General features: G+C 65.6%; 16 protein-coding genes. 5 read left to right on the forward strand and 11 right to left on the reverse strand.

What is annotated here, in order from left to right:
• Window positions 1-39: 39 nt before the first annotated feature.
• Window positions 40-366, reverse strand: a complete 327-nt coding sequence (locus XI08_RS38700; RefSeq protein WP_027543228.1) for a hypothetical protein — start codon at window positions 364-366, stop codon at window positions 40-42.
• A 190-nt stretch (window positions 367-556) separates the two neighbouring features.
• Entirely contained in the window at window positions 557-1,330 is a 774-nt protein-coding gene (locus XI08_RS38705) for a ferredoxin--NADP reductase (RefSeq protein ID WP_271578456.1), read from the reverse strand.
• A 157-nt stretch (window positions 1,331-1,487) separates the two neighbouring features.
• On the opposite strand from XI08_RS38705, the gene XI08_RS38710 reads away from it, so the two are divergent.
• Window positions 1,488-2,684, forward strand: a complete 1,197-nt coding sequence (locus XI08_RS38710) for an amidohydrolase family protein (RefSeq protein WP_027543230.1) — start codon at window positions 1,488-1,490, stop codon at window positions 2,682-2,684.
• Between the two features lie 124 nt (window positions 2,685-2,808).
• A complete protein-coding gene (locus XI08_RS38715) occupies window positions 2,809-3,477 on the forward strand; it encodes a hypothetical protein (RefSeq protein ID WP_271578457.1) in 669 nt (222 codons plus the stop codon).
• Window positions 3,478-3,486: 9 nt separating this feature from the next.
• Here XI08_RS38715 and XI08_RS38720 read toward each other — a convergent pair whose 3' ends face one another.
• Entirely contained in the window at window positions 3,487-3,876 is a 390-nt protein-coding gene (locus XI08_RS38720) for a hypothetical protein (RefSeq protein WP_271578458.1), read from the reverse strand.
• A gap of 220 nt (window positions 3,877-4,096) precedes the next feature.
• Between XI08_RS38720 and XI08_RS38725 the strand changes: the two genes are divergently transcribed.
• Window positions 4,097-4,858, forward strand: coding sequence for a CPBP family intramembrane glutamic endopeptidase (locus XI08_RS38725; protein WP_271578459.1), 762 nt, complete (start codon window positions 4,097-4,099; stop codon window positions 4,856-4,858).
• A gap of 25 nt (window positions 4,859-4,883) precedes the next feature.
• Here the strand turns inward: XI08_RS38725 and XI08_RS38730 are convergent, their stop codons facing one another.
• The 8 genes from XI08_RS38730 to XI08_RS38765 all read right to left on the reverse strand — a co-directional run bounded on the left by XI08_RS38730 (window position 4,884) and on the right by XI08_RS38765 (window position 13,165).
• The gene (locus XI08_RS38730; protein ID WP_271578460.1) at window positions 4,884-5,339 is read right to left on the reverse strand and encodes a MarR family winged helix-turn-helix transcriptional regulator; all 456 of its coding nucleotides are present in this window, start codon (window positions 5,337-5,339) and stop codon (window positions 4,884-4,886) included.
• 25 nt (window positions 5,340-5,364) lie between these two features.
• On the reverse strand, window positions 5,365-6,069 hold the full coding sequence (locus XI08_RS38735) for an ABC transporter ATP-binding protein (protein ID WP_271578461.1): 705 nt from the start codon (window positions 6,067-6,069) through the stop codon (window positions 5,365-5,367).
• On the reverse strand, window positions 6,066-6,857 hold the full coding sequence (locus tag XI08_RS38740) for an ABC transporter ATP-binding protein (protein WP_271578462.1): 792 nt from the start codon (window positions 6,855-6,857) through the stop codon (window positions 6,066-6,068). The genes XI08_RS38735 and XI08_RS38740 overlap by 4 nt, the downstream gene beginning before the upstream one ends.
• Window positions 6,854-8,743: an ABC transporter permease gene (locus XI08_RS38745; protein ID WP_271578463.1), complete on the reverse strand. Its 1,890-nt coding sequence runs from the start codon at window positions 8,741-8,743 to the stop codon at window positions 6,854-6,856. Before XI08_RS38745 ends, XI08_RS38740 begins: the two co-directional genes overlap by 4 nt.
• A 172-nt stretch (window positions 8,744-8,915) precedes the next feature.
• On the reverse strand, window positions 8,916-10,118 hold the full coding sequence (locus XI08_RS38750; protein ID WP_271578464.1) for an ABC transporter substrate-binding protein: 1,203 nt from the start codon (window positions 10,116-10,118) through the stop codon (window positions 8,916-8,918).
• 81 nt (window positions 10,119-10,199) lie between these two features.
• Complete coding sequence (locus XI08_RS38755; protein WP_271578465.1) at window positions 10,200-10,784, reverse strand: amino acid synthesis family protein; 585 nt, start codon at window positions 10,782-10,784, stop codon at window positions 10,200-10,202.
• A gap of 27 nt (window positions 10,785-10,811) precedes the next feature.
• Window positions 10,812-11,711, reverse strand: coding sequence for a UPF0280 family protein (locus XI08_RS38760; protein WP_271578466.1), 900 nt, complete (start codon window positions 11,709-11,711; stop codon window positions 10,812-10,814).
• Window positions 11,708-13,165, reverse strand: coding sequence for a hypothetical protein (locus XI08_RS38765; RefSeq protein ID WP_027543240.1), 1,458 nt, complete (start codon window positions 13,163-13,165; stop codon window positions 11,708-11,710). Before XI08_RS38765 ends, XI08_RS38760 begins: the two co-directional genes overlap by 4 nt.
• A 252-nt stretch (window positions 13,166-13,417) precedes the next feature.
• On the opposite strand from XI08_RS38765, the gene XI08_RS38770 reads away from it, so the two are divergent.
• On the forward strand, window positions 13,418-13,900 hold the full coding sequence (locus XI08_RS38770; protein ID WP_271578467.1) for a (2Fe-2S)-binding protein: 483 nt from the start codon (window positions 13,418-13,420) through the stop codon (window positions 13,898-13,900).
• Window positions 13,900-17,421, forward strand: coding sequence for a molybdopterin cofactor-binding domain-containing protein (locus tag XI08_RS38775; protein ID WP_271578468.1), 3,522 nt, complete (start codon window positions 13,900-13,902; stop codon window positions 17,419-17,421). The genes XI08_RS38770 and XI08_RS38775 overlap by 1 nt, the downstream gene beginning before the upstream one ends.
• Window positions 17,422-17,653 lie beyond the last annotated feature (232 nt).

Raw genomic sequence — 17,653 nt, forward strand, 5'->3', positions numbered from 1 at the left:
GAGGCACAAGGGCCGGAACCGGTGCGCGCTGAAAAGAGCCTATCCGCGGCCCGGCGAGCGCGGCCCGGTCTTGCGCTGCTGCTGGTTGGTATAGGCGTCCCAATGGCTCCAGCTGCCGCTGCTGAGGCTTTGCAGGTCGGTGGTGAGCGGACGGCGCGTGCGCTTGTCGTGGTCGGCGATGGCACGCTCGGACTGCGCGATCTTGCGCTTGAGTTCCCCGATCGCCTTCTGGGTCTGGCCGTTCCGCTTCGACGAGGCGATCTCGCCCATCGTGAAGCGCGCCGTCTCGAGCGCCTTCAACTCGGCGCGGTTCTTCTTCAACTGAACCCGGTGCCAGGCGATGTTGCTGTCGCTGTCCGCAACCATGTGGGAACTCCGCTGATTCGTTCCCACAGTGTATCGTGCGCCGAATCGGCGCCGCAACGCCCGTGCGAGGGCGAAAATGCGGTCTTCTTGCGCAAGAATTCCGCGTCTAGAGCCCCGGAACGGGGCTCTAGCTTCTAGTTTTGACGCGTTTTCTTGACGCGAACCGGAACCCACTTCGCTCGAAAACGCTCTAGCGCTCGGCGAAGGCCTTTTCGACCACGAACTGGGCCGGCTCGCCGTGATTGCCCTCGATGAAGCCGCGCTCGCCCAGGAGCGTGCGGGTGTCCGCGACCAGCGCCGGACTGCCGCAGATCATGACGCGGTCGTGGGCCGCTTCCAGCGCCGACAGGCCGATATCGCTGAACAGCTTGCCCGAGGTGATGAGGTCGGTGATGCGGCCGCGGTTGCGGAAGGGATCGCGGGTCACGGTCGGGTAGTAGATAAGCTGGCTCTGGATGTACTCGCCGAGCAACTCATCCTTCGGCAGATGCTCGGTGATCATCTCGCCATAAGCGAGTTCCTTGACGTGGCGGCAACCGTGCAGCAGCACGACCTTCTCGAACCGCTCATAGGTCTCGGGGTCCTTGATCACGCTCAGGAACGGCGCCAGCCCCGTGCCGGTGCCGATGAGGTAGAGGTTGCGGCCCTCTTCCAGGTTGTCGATCACCAGCGTGCCGGTGGCCTTGCGGCTGACGATGATCTCGTCGCCTTCCTTCAGGTGCTGGAGCCGTGAGGTCAGCGGGCCGTCCGGCACCTTGATCGAGAAGAACTCCAGCGTGTCCTCGTAATTGGCGCTGGCGACGCTATAGGCCCGCAGCAGCGGCTTCTCGCCGACCTTGAGCCCGATCATGGTGAATTCACCGTTGCGGAAGCGGAAGGTCGGGCTGCGGGTGGTCTTGAAGGAGAACAGCGTGTCGGTCCAGTGGTGGACGCTCAAAACGCTTTCCTGGTTGAAATTGCTCATCTCACCCTTCCGTGTCGCTACGTTGCGGTTCCGAGGCGGTCAGCTATGCGTCGTTTGTACACGATCATTCGTGTACTAATGAATAATCCGGCTTGATCCCTTGGTCAAGGCTGCCCAAGATCGACAGCGTTGCAGTTAAGGACAAGGACCCCCTTCCATGGCGCATGACGCACCCCAGGCCACCGGACCCTCGAAGCTCGTGATCCGCAATATCGGCCTGATCCTGTCGGGCGCGCTGGAAAAGCCGATCCTGGACGGCGACACCATCGTCGCCGAGAACGGCAGGATCACCGCCATCGGCCGCTACAAGGATCTCGACACGGAAGGCGCGACCACCATCGTCGATGCCAACGGCACCACGGTGACCCCCGGTCTGATCGACAGCCATGTCCACCCCGTCGCCGGCGACTGGACGCCGCGCCAGAACCAGATCAACTGGATCGACAGCTCCCTCCATGGCGGCATCACCACCATGATCTCGGCAGGCGAAGTGCACATGCCCGGCCGCCCCCGCGACGTGGTGGGGCTGAAGGCGATGGCGATCTTCGCCCAGCGCGCGTTCTGGACGTTGCGTCCGGGCGGCGTGAAGGTTCATGCCGGCGCGCCGGTCATCGAATGCGAGATGGTCGAAGAGGACTTCAAGGAATTGGCCGCCGCCGGCGTCAAGCTGCTCGGCGAAGTCGGCCTCGGTGGCGTCAAGGACGGACCGACGGCGCGAAAAATGGTCGGCTGGGCGCGCAAATACGGCATCCAGAGCACGATCCACACCGGTGGCCCCTCGATCCCCGGCTCCGGCCTGATCGACAAGGATGTGGTGCTGGAGGCCGACACTGACGTGGTCGGCCACATCAATGGCGGCCACACCGCCCTCCCCGACGACCAGATCCGCTGCATCTGCGAGGGCTGCAAGCGCGGGCTCGAGATCGTTCACAACGGGAATGAGCGCTCGGCGCTCTACACGTTGCGCATCGCGCGCGAAATGGGCGACCTGCACCGCGTCATCCTCGGCACCGACGGGCCGGCCGGCTCCGGCGTGCAGCCGCTCGGCATCTTGCGCATGGTCTCGATGCTGTCCTCGATCGGTGAGCTGCCGGCCGAGATCGCGTTCTGCCTTGCCACCGGCAACACGGCGCGGATGCGGCAGCTCGATTGCGGCCTGATCGAGGTCGGCCGCGCTGCGGATTTCGTCATCATGGACAAGGCGCAGCACTCGCCGGGCAAGAACATCCTGGAGAGCGTCCAGCTCGGCGACCTTCCCGGCATCGGCATGACCATCATCGACGGCATCGTCCGCACCCAGCGCAGCCGCAACACCCCGCCGGCGGGCAAGGTGCCGGAAGTGGTGGCGAAGTGACCCAGCCGGAGCGGTCCGCCGCTCGGCGCGCCCCTCGAAAGCATTGAACAGATCTTCGGCCTGTCGCGTCTAACGCAGGCAGCCCTGGCGGCGGCATTTCATTTGCTGGAGCGTCGAGGCGGACATGAGAGGTTGGTTGCAGATTGCCGCCGGCGTCGTCGGTGCGGTGGCGGGATTCATCGCCACGCTTCTGCTGCTCGAGCTCGGCGGCTTCGGCAACCGGGCGGACCTGATCACGTCGGGCCTGCTGGCACTGTTCGGCGCGATCGCCGGCCTCGTGCTGGCCACCCGGCTGGCGACACGCACGGACGGAAGCGCGGGCAGCCTCGCGCGCAACAGTCTGAAATCGCTCGCCGTCGTCCTGTTTCTCTGCGCGGCCACCGGTGTCGGCTACTACGCCTACGCCGTGACAACCGCCACGCCCTGGCTCAACCCGAACGCCGCCAATCCCCTGCTTCTGTTCGAGGTACGCCTCCCGGCCGGAACGACGGTGCCGGCATCGGCGCAAGGCATCGCCATCGAGCTGCAAACCGATCTCAACACCATGCCGGGGGAGCCAAGCGTCAGCCGCTTCCGCCGCGACGGCGACAAGCCAGTCATCGCCGGCGAGGTCGAACTCGCCTTTCGAACCTCGCACCGGCAGCTCGCGGTCAACATCGAGGGCCAGCCGAGCCGGCTCTATCCGATCGGAATGTCCGCCAAGGCACCGCACACGGCCGAGTTCGGCCCGTGGCAATCGCAGGCCGACGGCAGCGAAATCCGCTACCGGGCCAAATGGCCGGGAAAGACGTAAGCCGCCCGATCAGCGCGGCTTGGGCAACTCACAACGCATATAGACCTGGCGCTTGGCTTGCCCCACCGGGCCGTTGTCGATCACCAGCTTGCCGTCAGCGGCAATCGAAATCCGGGGATTGGAGCGAAACTTGTCTCCCTCGCCTTCGCAGGCGAGCCGCATCTTCCAGCCGAGCTTCCCGTCAGCGGTGATCGCACTGGCGCGGCATCGCGTCTCGTACCAATAGAGGCGGTTGCCGCCCTCGATGCTCATGCGGTTGGGGCTGTCGTCATTGCGGCAATCCTTCCTGGTCGACGCCCAGAACCCTTCATAGGCTTGCGCCGCCCAGGCAAGAGCACATTCGCTCGCCAGCGCCGCGCCAAGACTCAACACCACCGCAACGCAGTGCGCCACTCTCATGCCGGAAAACCTCGATGGAGCCTTCATCGAGATTAGTCGCGAGGTCACCGCAGCTTGTTCAACAGCCCCATCGGCATCTCGCGCTCCTTACGCTCGCTGGTTCGCTGGAAAAGCGCTGCGCAGACCGGCGTCGGCCGGCGGCAAAAAGAGTTTTGCGCGGCGATCGTATCTAGCTAAGGTTGCGCCACCATCCGCATCCTATCCGAACGAGGAGCCCTTCGTGAGTGAACAGCTCGCCGACCTTCCGCTTCCAGTCCAGAGCCAGTGGTCTGTGGTCCGCAGCTGCGTCTGGCAAGTGCTGGCAGCCCTGGCAAGCTCCTTATTGGTCAGCTTCGTCGTCGGCTTCGTCGTGGCCTTCGTCGGAGCGGCGACCCGTTCCGCCTCCTTACTCCATATGACCCAAGAGTTTGCGTACATCCAATCGCTCGCGATTCTGTCGATGTTGATGGTGAACGCGACGTACCTGCTCTTCGCCCGCGACGAGCTCAAGGAGAGGCTCCGACAGTTTCTTCCCGATCTGATGAACGGACTCCGCCGCCCCGTATCGCTGCTGATCCTGGTTTGCGTGCCGCTGGGCCTGCTCGGCTCGGTTCATTGGGCCATCACCACAACCCAGCTGACGAGGAATTTCCTGCACGATATGTCGCCGATCTATTGGCTGGCCATTGCGGTCCTTCTCGTCATCGTGGCCCCCGTGGCGGAAGAGATATTTTACCGCGGATACGTATGGGGCCGTCTGTCCAGTATCATGCCACCCTGGAAGGCAGGCACGATCTCCGCTGCTCTCTTCCTCGGCTCGCATGTTCCTAACGGCATCCTCGCGCCCCTGCTCGTGCTGCCGCTGACGATCCTTCTGACCGTCCTGCGACTACGGCGCGTTGGAGTGGGCGTGTGCGTACTCGCACATGGCATCTACAACGGGACGATCATTCTCGGTAACCTCGTCCAGACCTACGTTGCACCGCTCCACATGCCTTCATAAGGATCGCGAAATCCGCGGCCGACATTCACCGCAGCTTGTTCAACAGCCCCATCAGCATCTCGCGCTCCTTGGCGTCGAGCGGCGCGAGCGTCTCGCGGGTGATGGCGAGCGCGTTTGGCGCCAGTTTTTCGGCAAGCTGCTGACCGGCGCGTGTCAGGCTCACGAGCAGACGCCGTCCGTCCTCGGGATCCTGGCTGGTCTCGGTCAGGCCACGGGCCGTCAGGCGGTCGATCACGCCCTTGATGGTCGCGACATCCATGGCCGTCAGCCGGCCGAGCTGGTTCTGCGAGCACGGCCCGGTCTCGGCGAGCTTTGACAGCGCCGCCCATTGCGTCGGCGTCAGATTGGTGCCGATGTCGCGGGAGAAGATCGAGCTGTGGCGCTGCCAGACCTGACGCAGGATGAAGCCGACCTGCTCGTCGAGCACGTAAGGCGGTTTTGCCGGTTTGACGCTCTTCTTCGCCGCAACGCTTCTCGCCATCCGCTCGCTGCCCTTCCCTTTGCCCTCACAACGACAGATGCGCGTCGCGGATGTCCGGACGCGCGTCGAGCTCGGCCATGGTGCCGCCGAAACAGATACGGCCGCGCTCGATGATGTAGGCGCGATCGGAGATCAACCGCGCGAAATGCAGATTCTGCTCGGAGACGACGATGCTGACGCCCTCCTTCTTCATGGTCAGGATGGCATCGACCATCTGCTCCACGATCTTCGGCGACAGGCCTTCCGACGGCTCGTCGAGCAGCACCAGCGACGGATTGCCCATCAGCGTGCGCGCGATGGTGAGCATCTGCTGCTCGCCGCCGCTCATGCGGCCGCCCGGTCGGTTCTTCATCTCGCCGAGGTTTGGAAACAGCGTGAACAACTTGTCGCGCGTCCAGTATGGCGCGTTCGGACGCTTCGGCTGCCGGCCGACTTCGAGATTCTCCTCCACCGTCAGATCGGTGAAGATTCGCCGTTCCTCCGGCACATAGCCGAGCCCCTCGCGCACGATCTCGTGCGTCGGCCGCACCGATACGTCCTTGCCCTCGAACATGATGCGGCCCGAGCGCTGCGCCACGAGGCCGACGATCGAACGGAACGTCGTCGACTTGCCGGCGCCGTTGCGCCCGAGCAGCGCAACCACCTCTCCCTGGCCGACCTCGAAGCCGATGTCGAACAGGATATGCGCCGGGCCGTAATGGCTGTTGAGGTCCTGCACCGTGAGCTTCATGTCGAGGGTCCCTCGCGATGCTCGGCATCGTAAAGCAGGCCCTCGCCGAGATAGACTGCCTGCACCTGCGGATTGCTGCGCACTTCCGCCGGCGAGCCTTCCGCGATCAGCGTGCCGCGATTGAGCACGATGATGCGGTCGGCATGCTCGAACACCACGTCCATGTCATGCTCGGTGAAGAGCACGCCGATCGATTTTTCCCGGGCGATTTGAGCCGTCAGCCGCATCAGATCGACGCGCTCGCGCGGCGCCATGCCAGCGGTCGGCTCATCCATCAGCAAGAGTTTCGGCTCGTTGGCGAGCGCGACCGCAAGCTCGAGCCGCTTGAGGTCGCCATAGGCCAGCTCGCCGCAGGGCCGGTCCGCATAGCCGCCCATGCCGACGAGTTCGAGCAAGCGGCCGGCTTCGCCGCGATCGAACTTCGGCGCCGAGCCCCAGAGGTTGAACAGCCGCTTCCCGTGCGAGATCAGCGCGACTTGCACATTCTCGCGCACCGTCATGGTCGCGAACGTCGCGGTGATCTGGAAGGTACGCCCCACCCCGAGCCGCCAGATTTCGCGCGGCTTCTTGCCGGTGGTTTCTTCGCCAAGCAGGCGGACCTGGCCGGAATCCGGTTTGTTCTGGCCGTTGAGCATGTCGAAGCAGGTGCTCTTGCCGGCGCCGTTCGGCCCGATCAGCGCCAGGATTTCGCCGGCACGCAGCGAGAACGAGACGCCGCGCACGGCATGGATGCCGCCATAGGATTTGGTCAGGCCTTCGACCGCGAGAAGTGGGGGTGCAACGCTCATTCGGCGGACTCGATCGGCTTGGCAAGCAGGGGAGATCCCGGCGGCGATGTCTTCCTGCGGCGTTGCGCCAGCATCTCCAGCATGCCGACGATGCCCTTGGGGAAGACGACGACGATCAGCACGATGAAGCCGCCGAGCACGAGCTTCGACAGATCGGTCTGGCTGACCAGCCAGATGTTGAGGGCCTTGTAGACGATGGCACCGATCACCGCGCCCGACACCGTCTCGACGCCGCCGAGCAGCACCATGACCAGCGCGTCGACCGAGAGCGAGATGCCGAGATTGTCCGGGAAGACGCTGCCCTTGAGATAGGCGAACAGCGCACCGCCGATGCCGGCGGTCGTGCCCGCGATCACGAAGGCCGTCCACTGGATGCGCTTGGCGTTGATGCCGATCGCTTCACTGCGCAGAAGCGAGTCGCGCGTGGCGCGGAGCGCATAGCCGAACGGCGAGAACACCATGGCCCGCAGCGCGACCGTGACGAGCGCCGCGACGCCGAGCGCGAGCCAGTAGAAATGCGACGGGCTCGCCGCCCATTTTTCCGGCCATACGCCCAGAATGCCATTGTCGCCGCCGGTCACGCTCACCCACTGGAACGCGATCGACCAGACGATCTGGGCGAAGGCGAGCGTCAGCATCGCGAAATAGACGCCGGAGAGTTGCACGGCGAAGAAGCCGAACACGGCGGCGCCCATGCAGCCGAGCAGCGGCCCGAGCAACAGGCAGACGATCATCGGCAGTCCGGCCATCTTGGCGAGGAAGGCGATGCCGTAGGCGCCGAGTCCGAAATAGGCGGCGTGGCCGAAGGATGCGAGCCCACCGACCGACATCAGGAAATGCAGGCTGACGGCGAAGATCACGAAGATTGCGATCTCCGAGCCGACGGTCAGCGCGTAGTTGCCGGCGAACAGCGGCAGCGTCGCGGCGATGACGAGTGTTGCCAGCGCAGCCAGCCGCTCGTTCGACGTCAGCGGACGCCACGGGTTGACGGTGAGACCCGGCGTCCTGCGCGCCGGCGCCTCCGGCTTGCCGAACAGGCCCCAGGGGCGGACGATCAGCACCACCGCCATCACCAGGAAGACCAGGATGATGGAGATCTTCGGGAAGATCAGGATGCCGAAGGCGTTGAGCTCGGAGACCAGCACCGCCGCGACGAAGGCGCCGACGATGCTGCCGAGACCGCCGATCACGACCACGACGAAGACCTCGACGATGATGCGCAAATCCATTGCGTGATGCACGGCATCGCGCGGGATCTGGAGCGCGCCGCCGAGCGCTGCGAGGAAGACGCCGACTGCGAACACCGACGTGAACAGCCATTTCTGATTGACGCCGAGGGCTGCGACCATGTCGCGGTCCTGCGTTGCCGCGCGCACCAGCACGCCCCAGCGCGTGCGCTGGAACAACAGCCAGAGAATGCCGAGCACGACCGGGCCGAGCACGATCAGGAACAGGTCATAGCTCGGGATGTTCTGACCGAAGAAATCGATCGCGCCCTTGAAGCCCGGCGCGCGGCGGCCGACGAGATCGTCGGGTCCCCAGATCAGCACGACGAGGTCCTCGACCATCAAGGTCAGGCCGAAGGTCGCGAGCAACTGGAACAGTTCGGGCGCATGATAGATGCGGCGGAGCAGCACCATCTCGACAATGACGCCGATCAGCGCCACGGCCAGCGCGGCCGCGACAATACTGCCCCAGAAGCCGAATGCGCCCGAAAACCGCTCGCTGAGCGTGAAGGCGATGTAGGCGCCGATCATGTAGAAGGCGCCATGCGCGAAATTCACGATCCGCGTCACGCCAAAGATGATCGACAGGCCCGAGGCCACCAGGAACAGCGACGCTGCGCTGGCGAGTCCGGTCAGAAACTGTACGACATAAAAGGCCATCGGCGGTCCGGGTTTGGTTTGAAGTCACCTCTCCCCGCCTGCAGGGAGAGGTCGAATTGCGGAGCAATTCGGGTGAGGGGGAGCCTCCGCGAGTCCATCTGTCACCTCCCTCGCGGAGGCTCCCCTCACCCCAGCCCTCTCCCCGCAAGCGGGGCGAGGGAGAAGAAAGAGATCAATCCTTCGGCCGCAGCTTCTCGACTTCGGCATCGCTGGGCAGATAGTCCGCGCCCTTCTTGTAAGAAGAGTCCACCATCAGGCCCTTGCCGTCCTTCAGCGCGGTCTTGCCGACGTAAGCGCCGAGCGTCGACTGGTGGTCGATCTTGCGGAAGGTGATCTCGCCGAACGGCGACGGCATCGACAGGCCCTCCGCCGCGGCAATCAGCTTCTCCGGATCGGTGGAGCCGGCCTTCGCCAGGATCGCAGCGGCGGACTTGATGGTCTGGTAGCCGACGATCGAACCGAGACGCGGATAGTCGTTGTACTTGGCCTGATAGGCCTTCAGGAACGCATCATGCTCGGGCGTCTTGATCGAGTACCAGGGATAGCCGGTGACGATCCAGCCCTCCGGCGTCTCGTCCTTGAGCGGATCGAGATATTCCGGCTCGCCGGTCAGGAAGGAGACAACCTCGCGCCCCTTGAAGAGGCCGCGGGTGTTGCCTTCACGCACGAGCTTCACGAGGTCGGCGCCGAAGGTGACGTTGAGGATCGCCTCGGGATTGGCCGCGGCGACCGCCTGCACCACCGGGCCCGCATCGATCTTGCCCTGCGGCGGCCATTGCTCGTCCACCCACTGGATGTCGGGGCGCTTCTCCGACATCAGCTTCTTGAACACCGCAACCGCCGACTGGCCGTACTCATAGTTCGGCGCGATCGTCGCCCAGCGCTTTGCCGGCAGCTTGCTGGCTGCTTCCACCAGCATCGCCGCCTGCATGTAGTTCGAGGGCCGCAGGCGGAAGGTGTACTTGTTGCCCTTCGACCAGGTCACGGCGTCCGTCAGCGGCTCGGCCGCGAGGAAGAAGACCTTCTTCTGGTTGGCGAAGTCGCTGACGGCCAGACCGATGTTCGACAGGAACGTCCCCGTGAGCATCGCCACGCCCTCGCTCGACACGAGCTCGTTGGCCGCGGTCTGCGCGTCCGCCGGCTTGCCGCCATCGTCCTTGGAGACGACGACGAGCTTCTTGCCGTTGATGCCGCCCGCCGCATTGATCTCTTCGACCGCGAGCTGCCAGCCCTTGCGATAGGGCTCGGTGAAGGCCGGCAGCAGCGAGTAGCTGTTGATCTCGCCGATCTTGATGTCCTGTGCCATGGCCGAATGAGCCATGCCGCCCGCCAGAAGCGCGAAGGCCGCGCCCACAAAATAGTTTCTTGCTCGCATCCCAACCTCCAGTTTTGAACTCTCTACGTCTTCAGCGCGATGTTATCGGAGAAGCTGTGCCGGCCTCCCCGGTTCAAGCTTCTATCTCAGACCGTCCTCGCCCTTCACTTCCGCAACCGTCAGCCCGCCGACGCGTGGCAGCGGACGGCCGCTGTCGGTGACGGCGACCGCGACCATGATCTCGTTGGCGCGCGGCGCGTCGTTGATCTGCACCTCCATGCCGTCGAAGTGGCTGCGCACGAAGGCCGCATCCTTGTGACCCAGGGGAATATCGAGCGTCGTGCCGGGGCCGCTGCGCTTCTTCGACGACGGGATCAGCGCTGCGCCCTTGCTCAGAACTTTCCGCACCGGCGCGCCCATCTTCGGGTGAAGAATCGCGGCCGCATGCTCCAGCTCGCCATTCTCACCGACGGCCGCCGCCTTGCCGTAGCTCTGCACCTTCGCCCCGTCGATCCCGAGCGCCGCGACCGCGCGCTTCGACAGCAGCTCGCCAAGCTCCTCGCCGATCGCGATCAGCGGCGCGAGATCCTCGACATATTGTCCGGCGAAGGGATTTTCGATCACGGCAATGGCCGCGGCGCGCCGGGTCGGCGGCGAGACCTGGCGGCCCATCTCCATTTGCGTCTCTTCGACGACGGTGACGATCTTGCGGATGATCGCGCTCATGATTGTTTCCCTTGGGCTCGTCCCTGTTCAGGCATGAACCGCGTTCTCCAGCACAGGCGGGTGCGATCGCTGCCTTTCAATATCTTTCGGTCCGATGACAAGCATATCACCACTGAGCTGCAACACGGCACCCTCGATCAATCCGCGATCGAACAAATGCCGTGCACATTCCGCGCCAGCTTCCAGCGCGACCGCAATCTCGGTCGGCGACAATTCACCGACGTCGCGGGTGACGAGGCGCGCGCCGAGATCGCTGTCGGGCTGAAGCTCGTTCGCGGGCTGCCGGACGATGGCGGGATGCCCGGGCAGATCGACGGCGTTGGCGATGATCGTGGCCGCCGCATCGGCTCGCGCGGCCGTTGCCGCCAGCACCGTCACGGCGTCCGCAATACCGAGCGAAAAGCTGCGGCCGTGGCGCCCGCTGGTCGCGATCCCCCGCACGGGATCATCAGCAACGACCTTCATCCTCCGCATCACGCCGTCGCGACCGGGCCGGTCCATCACGCCGACCGAAAAATGCTCGCCTCGCGCAAGATGCAGCGCGATGTCGCCGCCATTATTGACATAGGCCTGGTCGAGCGATGCCGCGTTCAGCATTGCGCCCAGAATCTCCTCGGCCACGCTGCCGGCCACTGCGGCCATCGGCGTGATGAAGCAATCAGCGGCATAGGGCGCAACGGCAGCGTACATGCGGCGGGCAACGACGCCCTTCAGTGAGCACGCTCCGGGTTCCGCCGCCTTGCGCAACTCCGTCAGCTCCAGGCAGAGCTCATCGAGCAGTCCGGTGAAACGGCGCGCCGCGGCGTCATAGGCCGCACGCACCTGGCTCGCATCCCCCCTCGCCTCGACGATCAGATCAATCGGACCATCCTGCAAATGCAGCCGCCGACCATCAGACAGCCATGCGATTTGCGGGAGCCGTGTCATGCCCGGGGCCCCGGAATCGGGTTCTGCCAGGGCAACTGCCGGACATCGTCGCCGCCCTGCACCTCGGAGAGCGGCTTTACATAATCCATGTGTCCGCCGAGTGCGGCATAGTCGGACAGCTTCATCGTGAACTCGATCGGCGCGACCAGCGCCGGCGTCGGCACGTAGCCGAACGCGCCTGAAGGCATCTGCGTCACGTCGACCATGTAGGTGATGCCGCCGCCGGGCCAGACATAGACCGGTGCGCCGCCGCTGGTGACGCGTGTCAGCGCGTCCTTCACCGAGCGCGTCAGCCGCACTGGATTGTCGGTGACGCCCGCGCGCAGCGAACCGCCCGCACCGGCCATGAACAGCACGGTGCACAGCGCCGGCTCGCAATTCTCCTGGATGCGCTCGACCGAGAACTTCAGATCATCAGGCATCTCGGTCTCGACCGGCTTCAGGGCCTCGTCGAGCACGTAATAGGAAGAGTGTTCACCCGTGGTGGAGACCATGAGCATGGAGAGGCCAGGCTTGGCCTCCTTGGCATCGAACGGCCCGAGAATCGCGAGCGGATCGGAGATGTTGGTGCCGCCCCAGCCCGTGCCGGGATCGGCGACCTGGAAATAGCGGCCGGGCGTCGAGCGCCGGCCCTTCATCTTGATGCCGGTGTCGGCGATGTCGAGCAGCTTGCCGGCCTGGTGCTCCGAGAGCACGCCGGTGATGTGATCGTCGACGACGACGACCTCGTCGACCTTGCCGTGCCATTGCTTGGCGAACATGCCGATCGTCGCCGAGCCGCAGCCGACGCGCATGCGCTCTTCCTTCACGCCGTTGACGATCGGCGGCTGGCCGGCCTGCACCACCACCGTGGCGCCGCCGTCGATGGTGAGCTCGACCGCCTTGCAATTGGCGAGGTCCATCAGCGTGTCGCAGGTGACGCGGCCTTCCTTCTTGGAGCCGCCGGTCAGGTGATGCACGCCGCCGAGCGACAGCATCTGCGAGCCGTATTCGCTTGTCGTGACGTGGCCGACCGCCTCGCCCTGGGCGCGGACGGTTGCGGTCTCCGGGCCGAGATAGCGGTCGGTGTCGATCTTCACCTTGATGCCGCAATAGGAGAAGATGCCCTCGGTGACGACGGTCACCATGTCGACGCCGTCGACCTCCGCGGAAACGATGAACGGTGCCGGCTTGTAGTCGGGATAGGTCGTGCCCGCGCCGATCGCGGTAACGAAGGTCGAGGGTTCGTGGACGATCTTGCCGTCCCAGTCTTCCGTGCGGCTGAACGGCACGAGCTTGCCGCCATGCGAGACGGTGCGCTCCAGGATCACATGCGGATCGACGCGAACGAGCTTGCCGTCGTGGTTGGCATAGCGGTCGCAGGCGCCCGCTGCGCCCGGCTTGATGTAGCACATCACCGGACAGGCATCGCAGCGGATCTTGTCGGTGGCGGCGCTCGTCGTTTCAGTCACCATGTGCAAGCCAGCGGACACTGCGGTTATCATTCGTATACGAACGATGTTGCGCGCGGTCCCGATAGCTGTCAAGCGGCGGCGCGCGCGAAAAGATGCGCCTGCCGAATAAAACCTCATTTGCCTCCCGCCTTTGTCCACAAAGCGGGCAGTCGCGCTGCACTGCGGCATGGCCGCTTGCACGTTTGTGTACAAACGGTATCGTCGCAACGTACAATTTTTGCGACCCGATCGTCGCGGGGCTTGGGAACAGGGATGACGCAGACACCGATCCGCCTCACCGTGAACGGCAGGATCCACGAGGTCACTGCAGAGCGCCAGACGCCGTTGCTCTATGTGCTGCGCAACGACCTCGCGCTCAACGGCCCGAAATATGGCTGCGGCCTCGGCGAATGCGGCACCTGTACTGTCCTGATCGACGGCGCCGCCGCGCGCTCTTGCGTCATCCCGATCGGCGGCTGCGCGGGACGCGACATCGTGACGCTCGAGGGGCTCGGCACAAGCGACAAGCCTGATCCGGTGCAACAAGCCTTCATCGACGAGCAGGCCGCGCAATGCGGTTATTGCCTCAACGGCATGATCATGACCACCAAGGCGCTGCTCGCGATCAACCCGCGGCCGACCGAGCAGGAAGCGCTGGCGGCGCTGCGCTACAATCTCTGCCGCTGCGGCACGCATGTCGAAATCCTGCGCGCCGTGATGCGCGCATCGGGTCAACTCACTGAGGCCGCCGACTGATGGCCTCCCCTGCCTCGAACGGAGCTGAGCGGCAATCGGGCTCGCTCGTCGTCGTCCACACGGTGGACGAATGCACATCCGAAACCTTCGTCCGCATCACCGCGGACGGCTCGGTCACCGCTTACAACGGCCATGTCGACCTCGGCACCGGCATCCGCACCGCGCTCGGCCAGATCGTCGCCGAGGAGCTCGACGTGTCCTTTGCGCGCGTCGTCGTGGTGCTTGGCGATACCGCCGTGGTGCCGAACCAGGGCGCCACGATCGCCAGTGAAACCATCCAGATCACCGCCGTGCCCTTGCGCAAGGCCGCGGCACAGGCGCGACAGTTCCTGATCGCGCGCGCGGCCGAGCGGCTGGAGCTGCCGGCGGCCGATCTCACAATCGAAGACGGCCTCGTGCGCGGACACGACAACCGCAGCGTCAGCTATGGCGAGCTGATCGGCGGCGAGACGATCCGGCTCGAGCTCGCCGACGACGTCGCCGTCAAACCTGTCGGCGAATACGCCATCGTCGGCCAGTCGATGCCGCGGGTCGATCTGCCGGCGAAGGCCACGGGCGAACTGACCTTCGTGCACGACATCCGCCTGCCCGGCATGCTGCACGGCCGCGTGGTGCGTCCGCCCTATGCCGGCGTCGATGCCGGGCCGTTCGTCGGCACCAGCCTGATCGCGGTCGACGAATCCTCGGTGCGCGACGTTCCCGGCATCATAGCTGTCGTGCACATCGGCGATTTCGTCGGTGTAGTCGCTGAGCGCGAGGAGAATGCGATTCGCGCCGCGGAGCAGCTCAAGGTGAGCTGGAAGCCGACGCCCGATCTCACCGATCTCGCCGACGTCGAGACCGCGCTGCGCGCCAATCCGTCGACGCCGCGGACGTTGATCGACAAGGGCGACGTCGATGCGGCGATATCAGGCGCCGCCAAGCCGATGCAGCGCACCTATGTGTGGCCGTACCAGATGCATGCGTCGATCGGCCCGTCCTGCGCGGTCGCCGACTTCCAGAACGGCAACATCCGCGTCTGGTCGGGCACGCAGAATCCGCATCTGCTGCGCGGCGATCTGGCGCTGCTGATCGAGCGCCCCGAGAGCGAGATCGAAGTCATCCGGCTGGAGGCCGCCGGCTGCTACGGCCGCAACTGCGCCGACGACGTCACCGCGGATGCACTGCTGCTGTCGCGCGCGGTCGGCCGTCCCGTGCGCGTGCAGCTGACGCGCGAGCAGGAGCACGCCTGGGAGCCCAAGGGCACCGCGCAGCTCATCGACGTCAATGGCGGCCTCAACGCAGACGGCGGCGTCGCGGCTTACGACCTCGCCACGCGCTATCCCTCGAACGCCGCGCCGACGCTGGCGCTGCTGCTGACGGGTCGCGTGTCGCCCGATCCGGCCGTGCTCCAGATGGGCGACCGCACCGCGATCCCGCCTTACGACTACGACCACATGCGCGTCGTCGCCCATGACATGGCACCGATCGTGCGCGCGTCCTGGCTTCGCGGCGTCTCGGCGCTGCCGAACACGTTTGCGCATGAATCCTACATCGACGAGGCCGCAACGGAAGCCGGCGTCGACCCGATCGAATACCGGCTGCGCTACCTGAAAGACCAGCGCGCCGTCGATCTCGTCAATGCGGTCGCTGAGCGCGCGGGCTGGACGCCGCGACCGGCGCGCGAAGAGAAAGACGGCGAGGTCGTGCACGGGCGCGGCTTTGCCTATGCGCTCTATGTCCACAGCAAGTTCCCCGGCTATGGCGCGGCGTGGTCGGCCTGGGTCGCCGACGTCGCCGTGAACAAGACCACCGGCGACGTCAGCGTGACGCGCGTCGTCGCCGGGCAGGACTCCGGCCTGATGATCAATCCGGACGGCGTGCGCCACCAGATCCATGGCAACGTCATCCAATCCACCAGCCGCGCGCTGATGGAGGAGGTCTCGTTCGAGCGCGGCGCGGTGGCGGCGCGCGAATGGGGCGCCTATCCGATCATCCCCTTCCCCGACGTGCCCAAGATCGACGTCTTGATGCTGCCGCGGCCGGACCAGCCGCCGCTCGGCGTCGGCGAATCCGCTTCGGTGCCGAGCGCGGCGGCGATCGCCAATGCGATCTTCGATGCCACCGGCGTGCGCTTCCGCGAGCCACCGTTCACGCCGGAGCGTATCCTCAAGGGATTGCACGGCGATGCCCCAGCTAAGCCGCAGGCACTCCCCGCTCCCGCTGCGCCGCCGTCTCGCATCTGGCAGAATCCGTTCGCCAGGCGCGCCGGCATCTTTGCGACCATTGCCGCCGTCTGCACCGCCGCGATCGGCGTCGGCGCCGCCTTCTTGCCCGGGCGCGCCATCGCGCCGATCGCGCGGCCCGATGCATCGGTCTATTCCGCGGCAACCATCGCCCGCGGCCAGCAGCTTGCCGCGCTCGGCAATTGCGCGGAATGCCACACCACCATCGGCGGCGCGCTCAACGCCGGCGGCCGCGCGCTTCAGACACCGTTCGGCACGATCTATGCGACCAACATCACGCCCGACGTCGAGACCGGTATCGGCGCATGGTCCTATCCTGCCTTCGAACGCGCGATGCGCGACGGGCTGCATCGCGACGGGCGGCAGCTCTACCCCGCTTTCCCCTACACGCATTTTTCGAGGACCAGCGAGGCCGACCTCCAGGCGCTCTACGCCTATCTGATGGCGCAGCCCGCGGTGCGCGCGACGGCGCCCGCGAACACGCTCGCCTTCCCGTTCAACATTCGCCCGCTGCTCGCGGGATGGAATGCGCTGTTTCATGAGGCGAAGGACTTCAAGCCCGATCCCGCCCAATCCGAGCGGTGGAATCGCGGCGCCTATCTCGTCGAGAGTCTCGGCCATTGCGGCGCCTGCCATTCGCCGCGCAACGCGCTCGGCGCCGAGCAGCGCGGGGCCTATCTCGCCGGCGGCTTTGCCGAAGGCTGGGAGGCGCCGCCGCTCACCTCGCTGTCGCATGCACCGATCCCCTGGAGCGAGGACGAGCTCTACGCCTATTTGCGCACCGGCCATTCGCGCTATCACGGCGTCGCCGCCGGCCCGATGGCGCCTGTTGTCAGGGATCTCACGGCCCTGCCCGACCAGGACATTCGCGCGATGGCCGTCTATCTCAACTCGTTCAACGATGCTGCCACCGAGACGCCGGGTGCGCTTGCCGCCAGGCTCGAGAGCGCAACGCAAGTCACCACCGCCGCCTCGACCGGCGCGCGGCTCTATCAGGGCGCCTGCGCCGTCTGCCACGAAGTCGGCGGCCTGCCGCTGTTCGGCAGCCGGCCCTCGCTCGCGCTCAACAGCAATCTGCACAGCGCGACATCGGACAATCTCGTGCAGGTGATCCTGCACGGCATCACCGAGCCCGCATCGAGCGATCTCGGCTACATGCCCGCGTTCAGGAACAGCATGAGCGACGCGCAGGTCGAGGAGCTCGTCACCTTCCTGCGCAAGCAGTTCGCACCTGACAAGCCGGCCTGGAGCGGCGTGCACGAGACGATCGCGCGCGTGCGATCGCCTCCGCACTAAGGCGATACGAAGACAGGCATGGCAGCAAGCTCGCCTGCAGCCATCCTTCGAGACGCCCGCCTACGGCGGGCCCTCAGGATGAGGTCGCGTTTTGCGGCGAGATATCAGACCCTCATGGTGAGGAGCCCGCCAAAGCGGGCGTCTCGAACCATGCAGGCCGAGCTCGTTCGGCACGCCCAATGTCGTGTGCGAAAGGGAGAGGGAACGGAGAAAGCGCTGCTGTCGGCCGCTC

Origin of the sequence: Bradyrhizobium sp. CCBAU 11361 (assembly GCF_028128935.1) — a bacterium.
Classification (GTDB): Bacteria; Pseudomonadota; Alphaproteobacteria; order Rhizobiales; family Xanthobacteraceae; genus Bradyrhizobium; species Bradyrhizobium niftali.

Excerpts from the sequence above, each read along its gene's own strand:
- XI08_RS38765 (WP_027543240.1), bottom strand. The coding sequence starts at position 13,165 with ATGGTGACTGAAACGACGAGCGCCGCCACCGACAAGATCCGCTGCGAT.
- XI08_RS38700 (WP_027543228.1), bottom strand. The coding sequence starts at position 366 with ATGGTTGCGGACAGCGACAGCAACATCGCCTGGCACCGGGTTCAGTTG.
- XI08_RS38735 (WP_271578461.1), bottom strand. The coding sequence starts at position 6,069 with ATGAAGCTCACGGTGCAGGACCTCAACAGCCATTACGGCCCGGCGCAT.
- XI08_RS38775 (WP_271578468.1), top strand. The coding sequence starts at position 13,900 with ATGGCCTCCCCTGCCTCGAACGGAGCTGAGCGGCAATCGGGCTCGCTC.
- XI08_RS38755 (WP_271578465.1), bottom strand. The coding sequence starts at position 10,784 with ATGAGCGCGATCATCCGCAAGATCGTCACCGTCGTCGAAGAGACGCAA.
- XI08_RS38705 (WP_271578456.1), bottom strand. The coding sequence starts at position 1,330 with ATGAGCAATTTCAACCAGGAAAGCGTTTTGAGCGTCCACCACTGGACC.
- XI08_RS38760 (WP_271578466.1), bottom strand. The coding sequence starts at position 11,711 with ATGACACGGCTCCCGCAAATCGCATGGCTGTCTGATGGTCGGCGGCTG.
- XI08_RS38750 (WP_271578464.1), bottom strand. The coding sequence starts at position 10,118 with ATGCGAGCAAGAAACTATTTTGTGGGCGCGGCCTTCGCGCTTCTGGCG.
- XI08_RS38715 (WP_271578457.1), top strand. The coding sequence starts at position 2,809 with ATGAGAGGTTGGTTGCAGATTGCCGCCGGCGTCGTCGGTGCGGTGGCG.
- XI08_RS38770 (WP_271578467.1), top strand. The coding sequence starts at position 13,418 with ATGACGCAGACACCGATCCGCCTCACCGTGAACGGCAGGATCCACGAG.
- XI08_RS38745 (WP_271578463.1), bottom strand. The coding sequence starts at position 8,743 with ATGGCCTTTTATGTCGTACAGTTTCTGACCGGACTCGCCAGCGCAGCG.
- XI08_RS38710 (WP_027543230.1), top strand. The coding sequence starts at position 1,488 with ATGGCGCATGACGCACCCCAGGCCACCGGACCCTCGAAGCTCGTGATC.
- XI08_RS38740 (WP_271578462.1), bottom strand. The coding sequence starts at position 6,857 with ATGAGCGTTGCACCCCCACTTCTCGCGGTCGAAGGCCTGACCAAATCC.
- XI08_RS38730 (WP_271578460.1), bottom strand. The coding sequence starts at position 5,339 with ATGGCGAGAAGCGTTGCGGCGAAGAAGAGCGTCAAACCGGCAAAACCG.
- XI08_RS38720 (WP_271578458.1), bottom strand. The coding sequence starts at position 3,876 with ATGAGAGTGGCGCACTGCGTTGCGGTGGTGTTGAGTCTTGGCGCGGCG.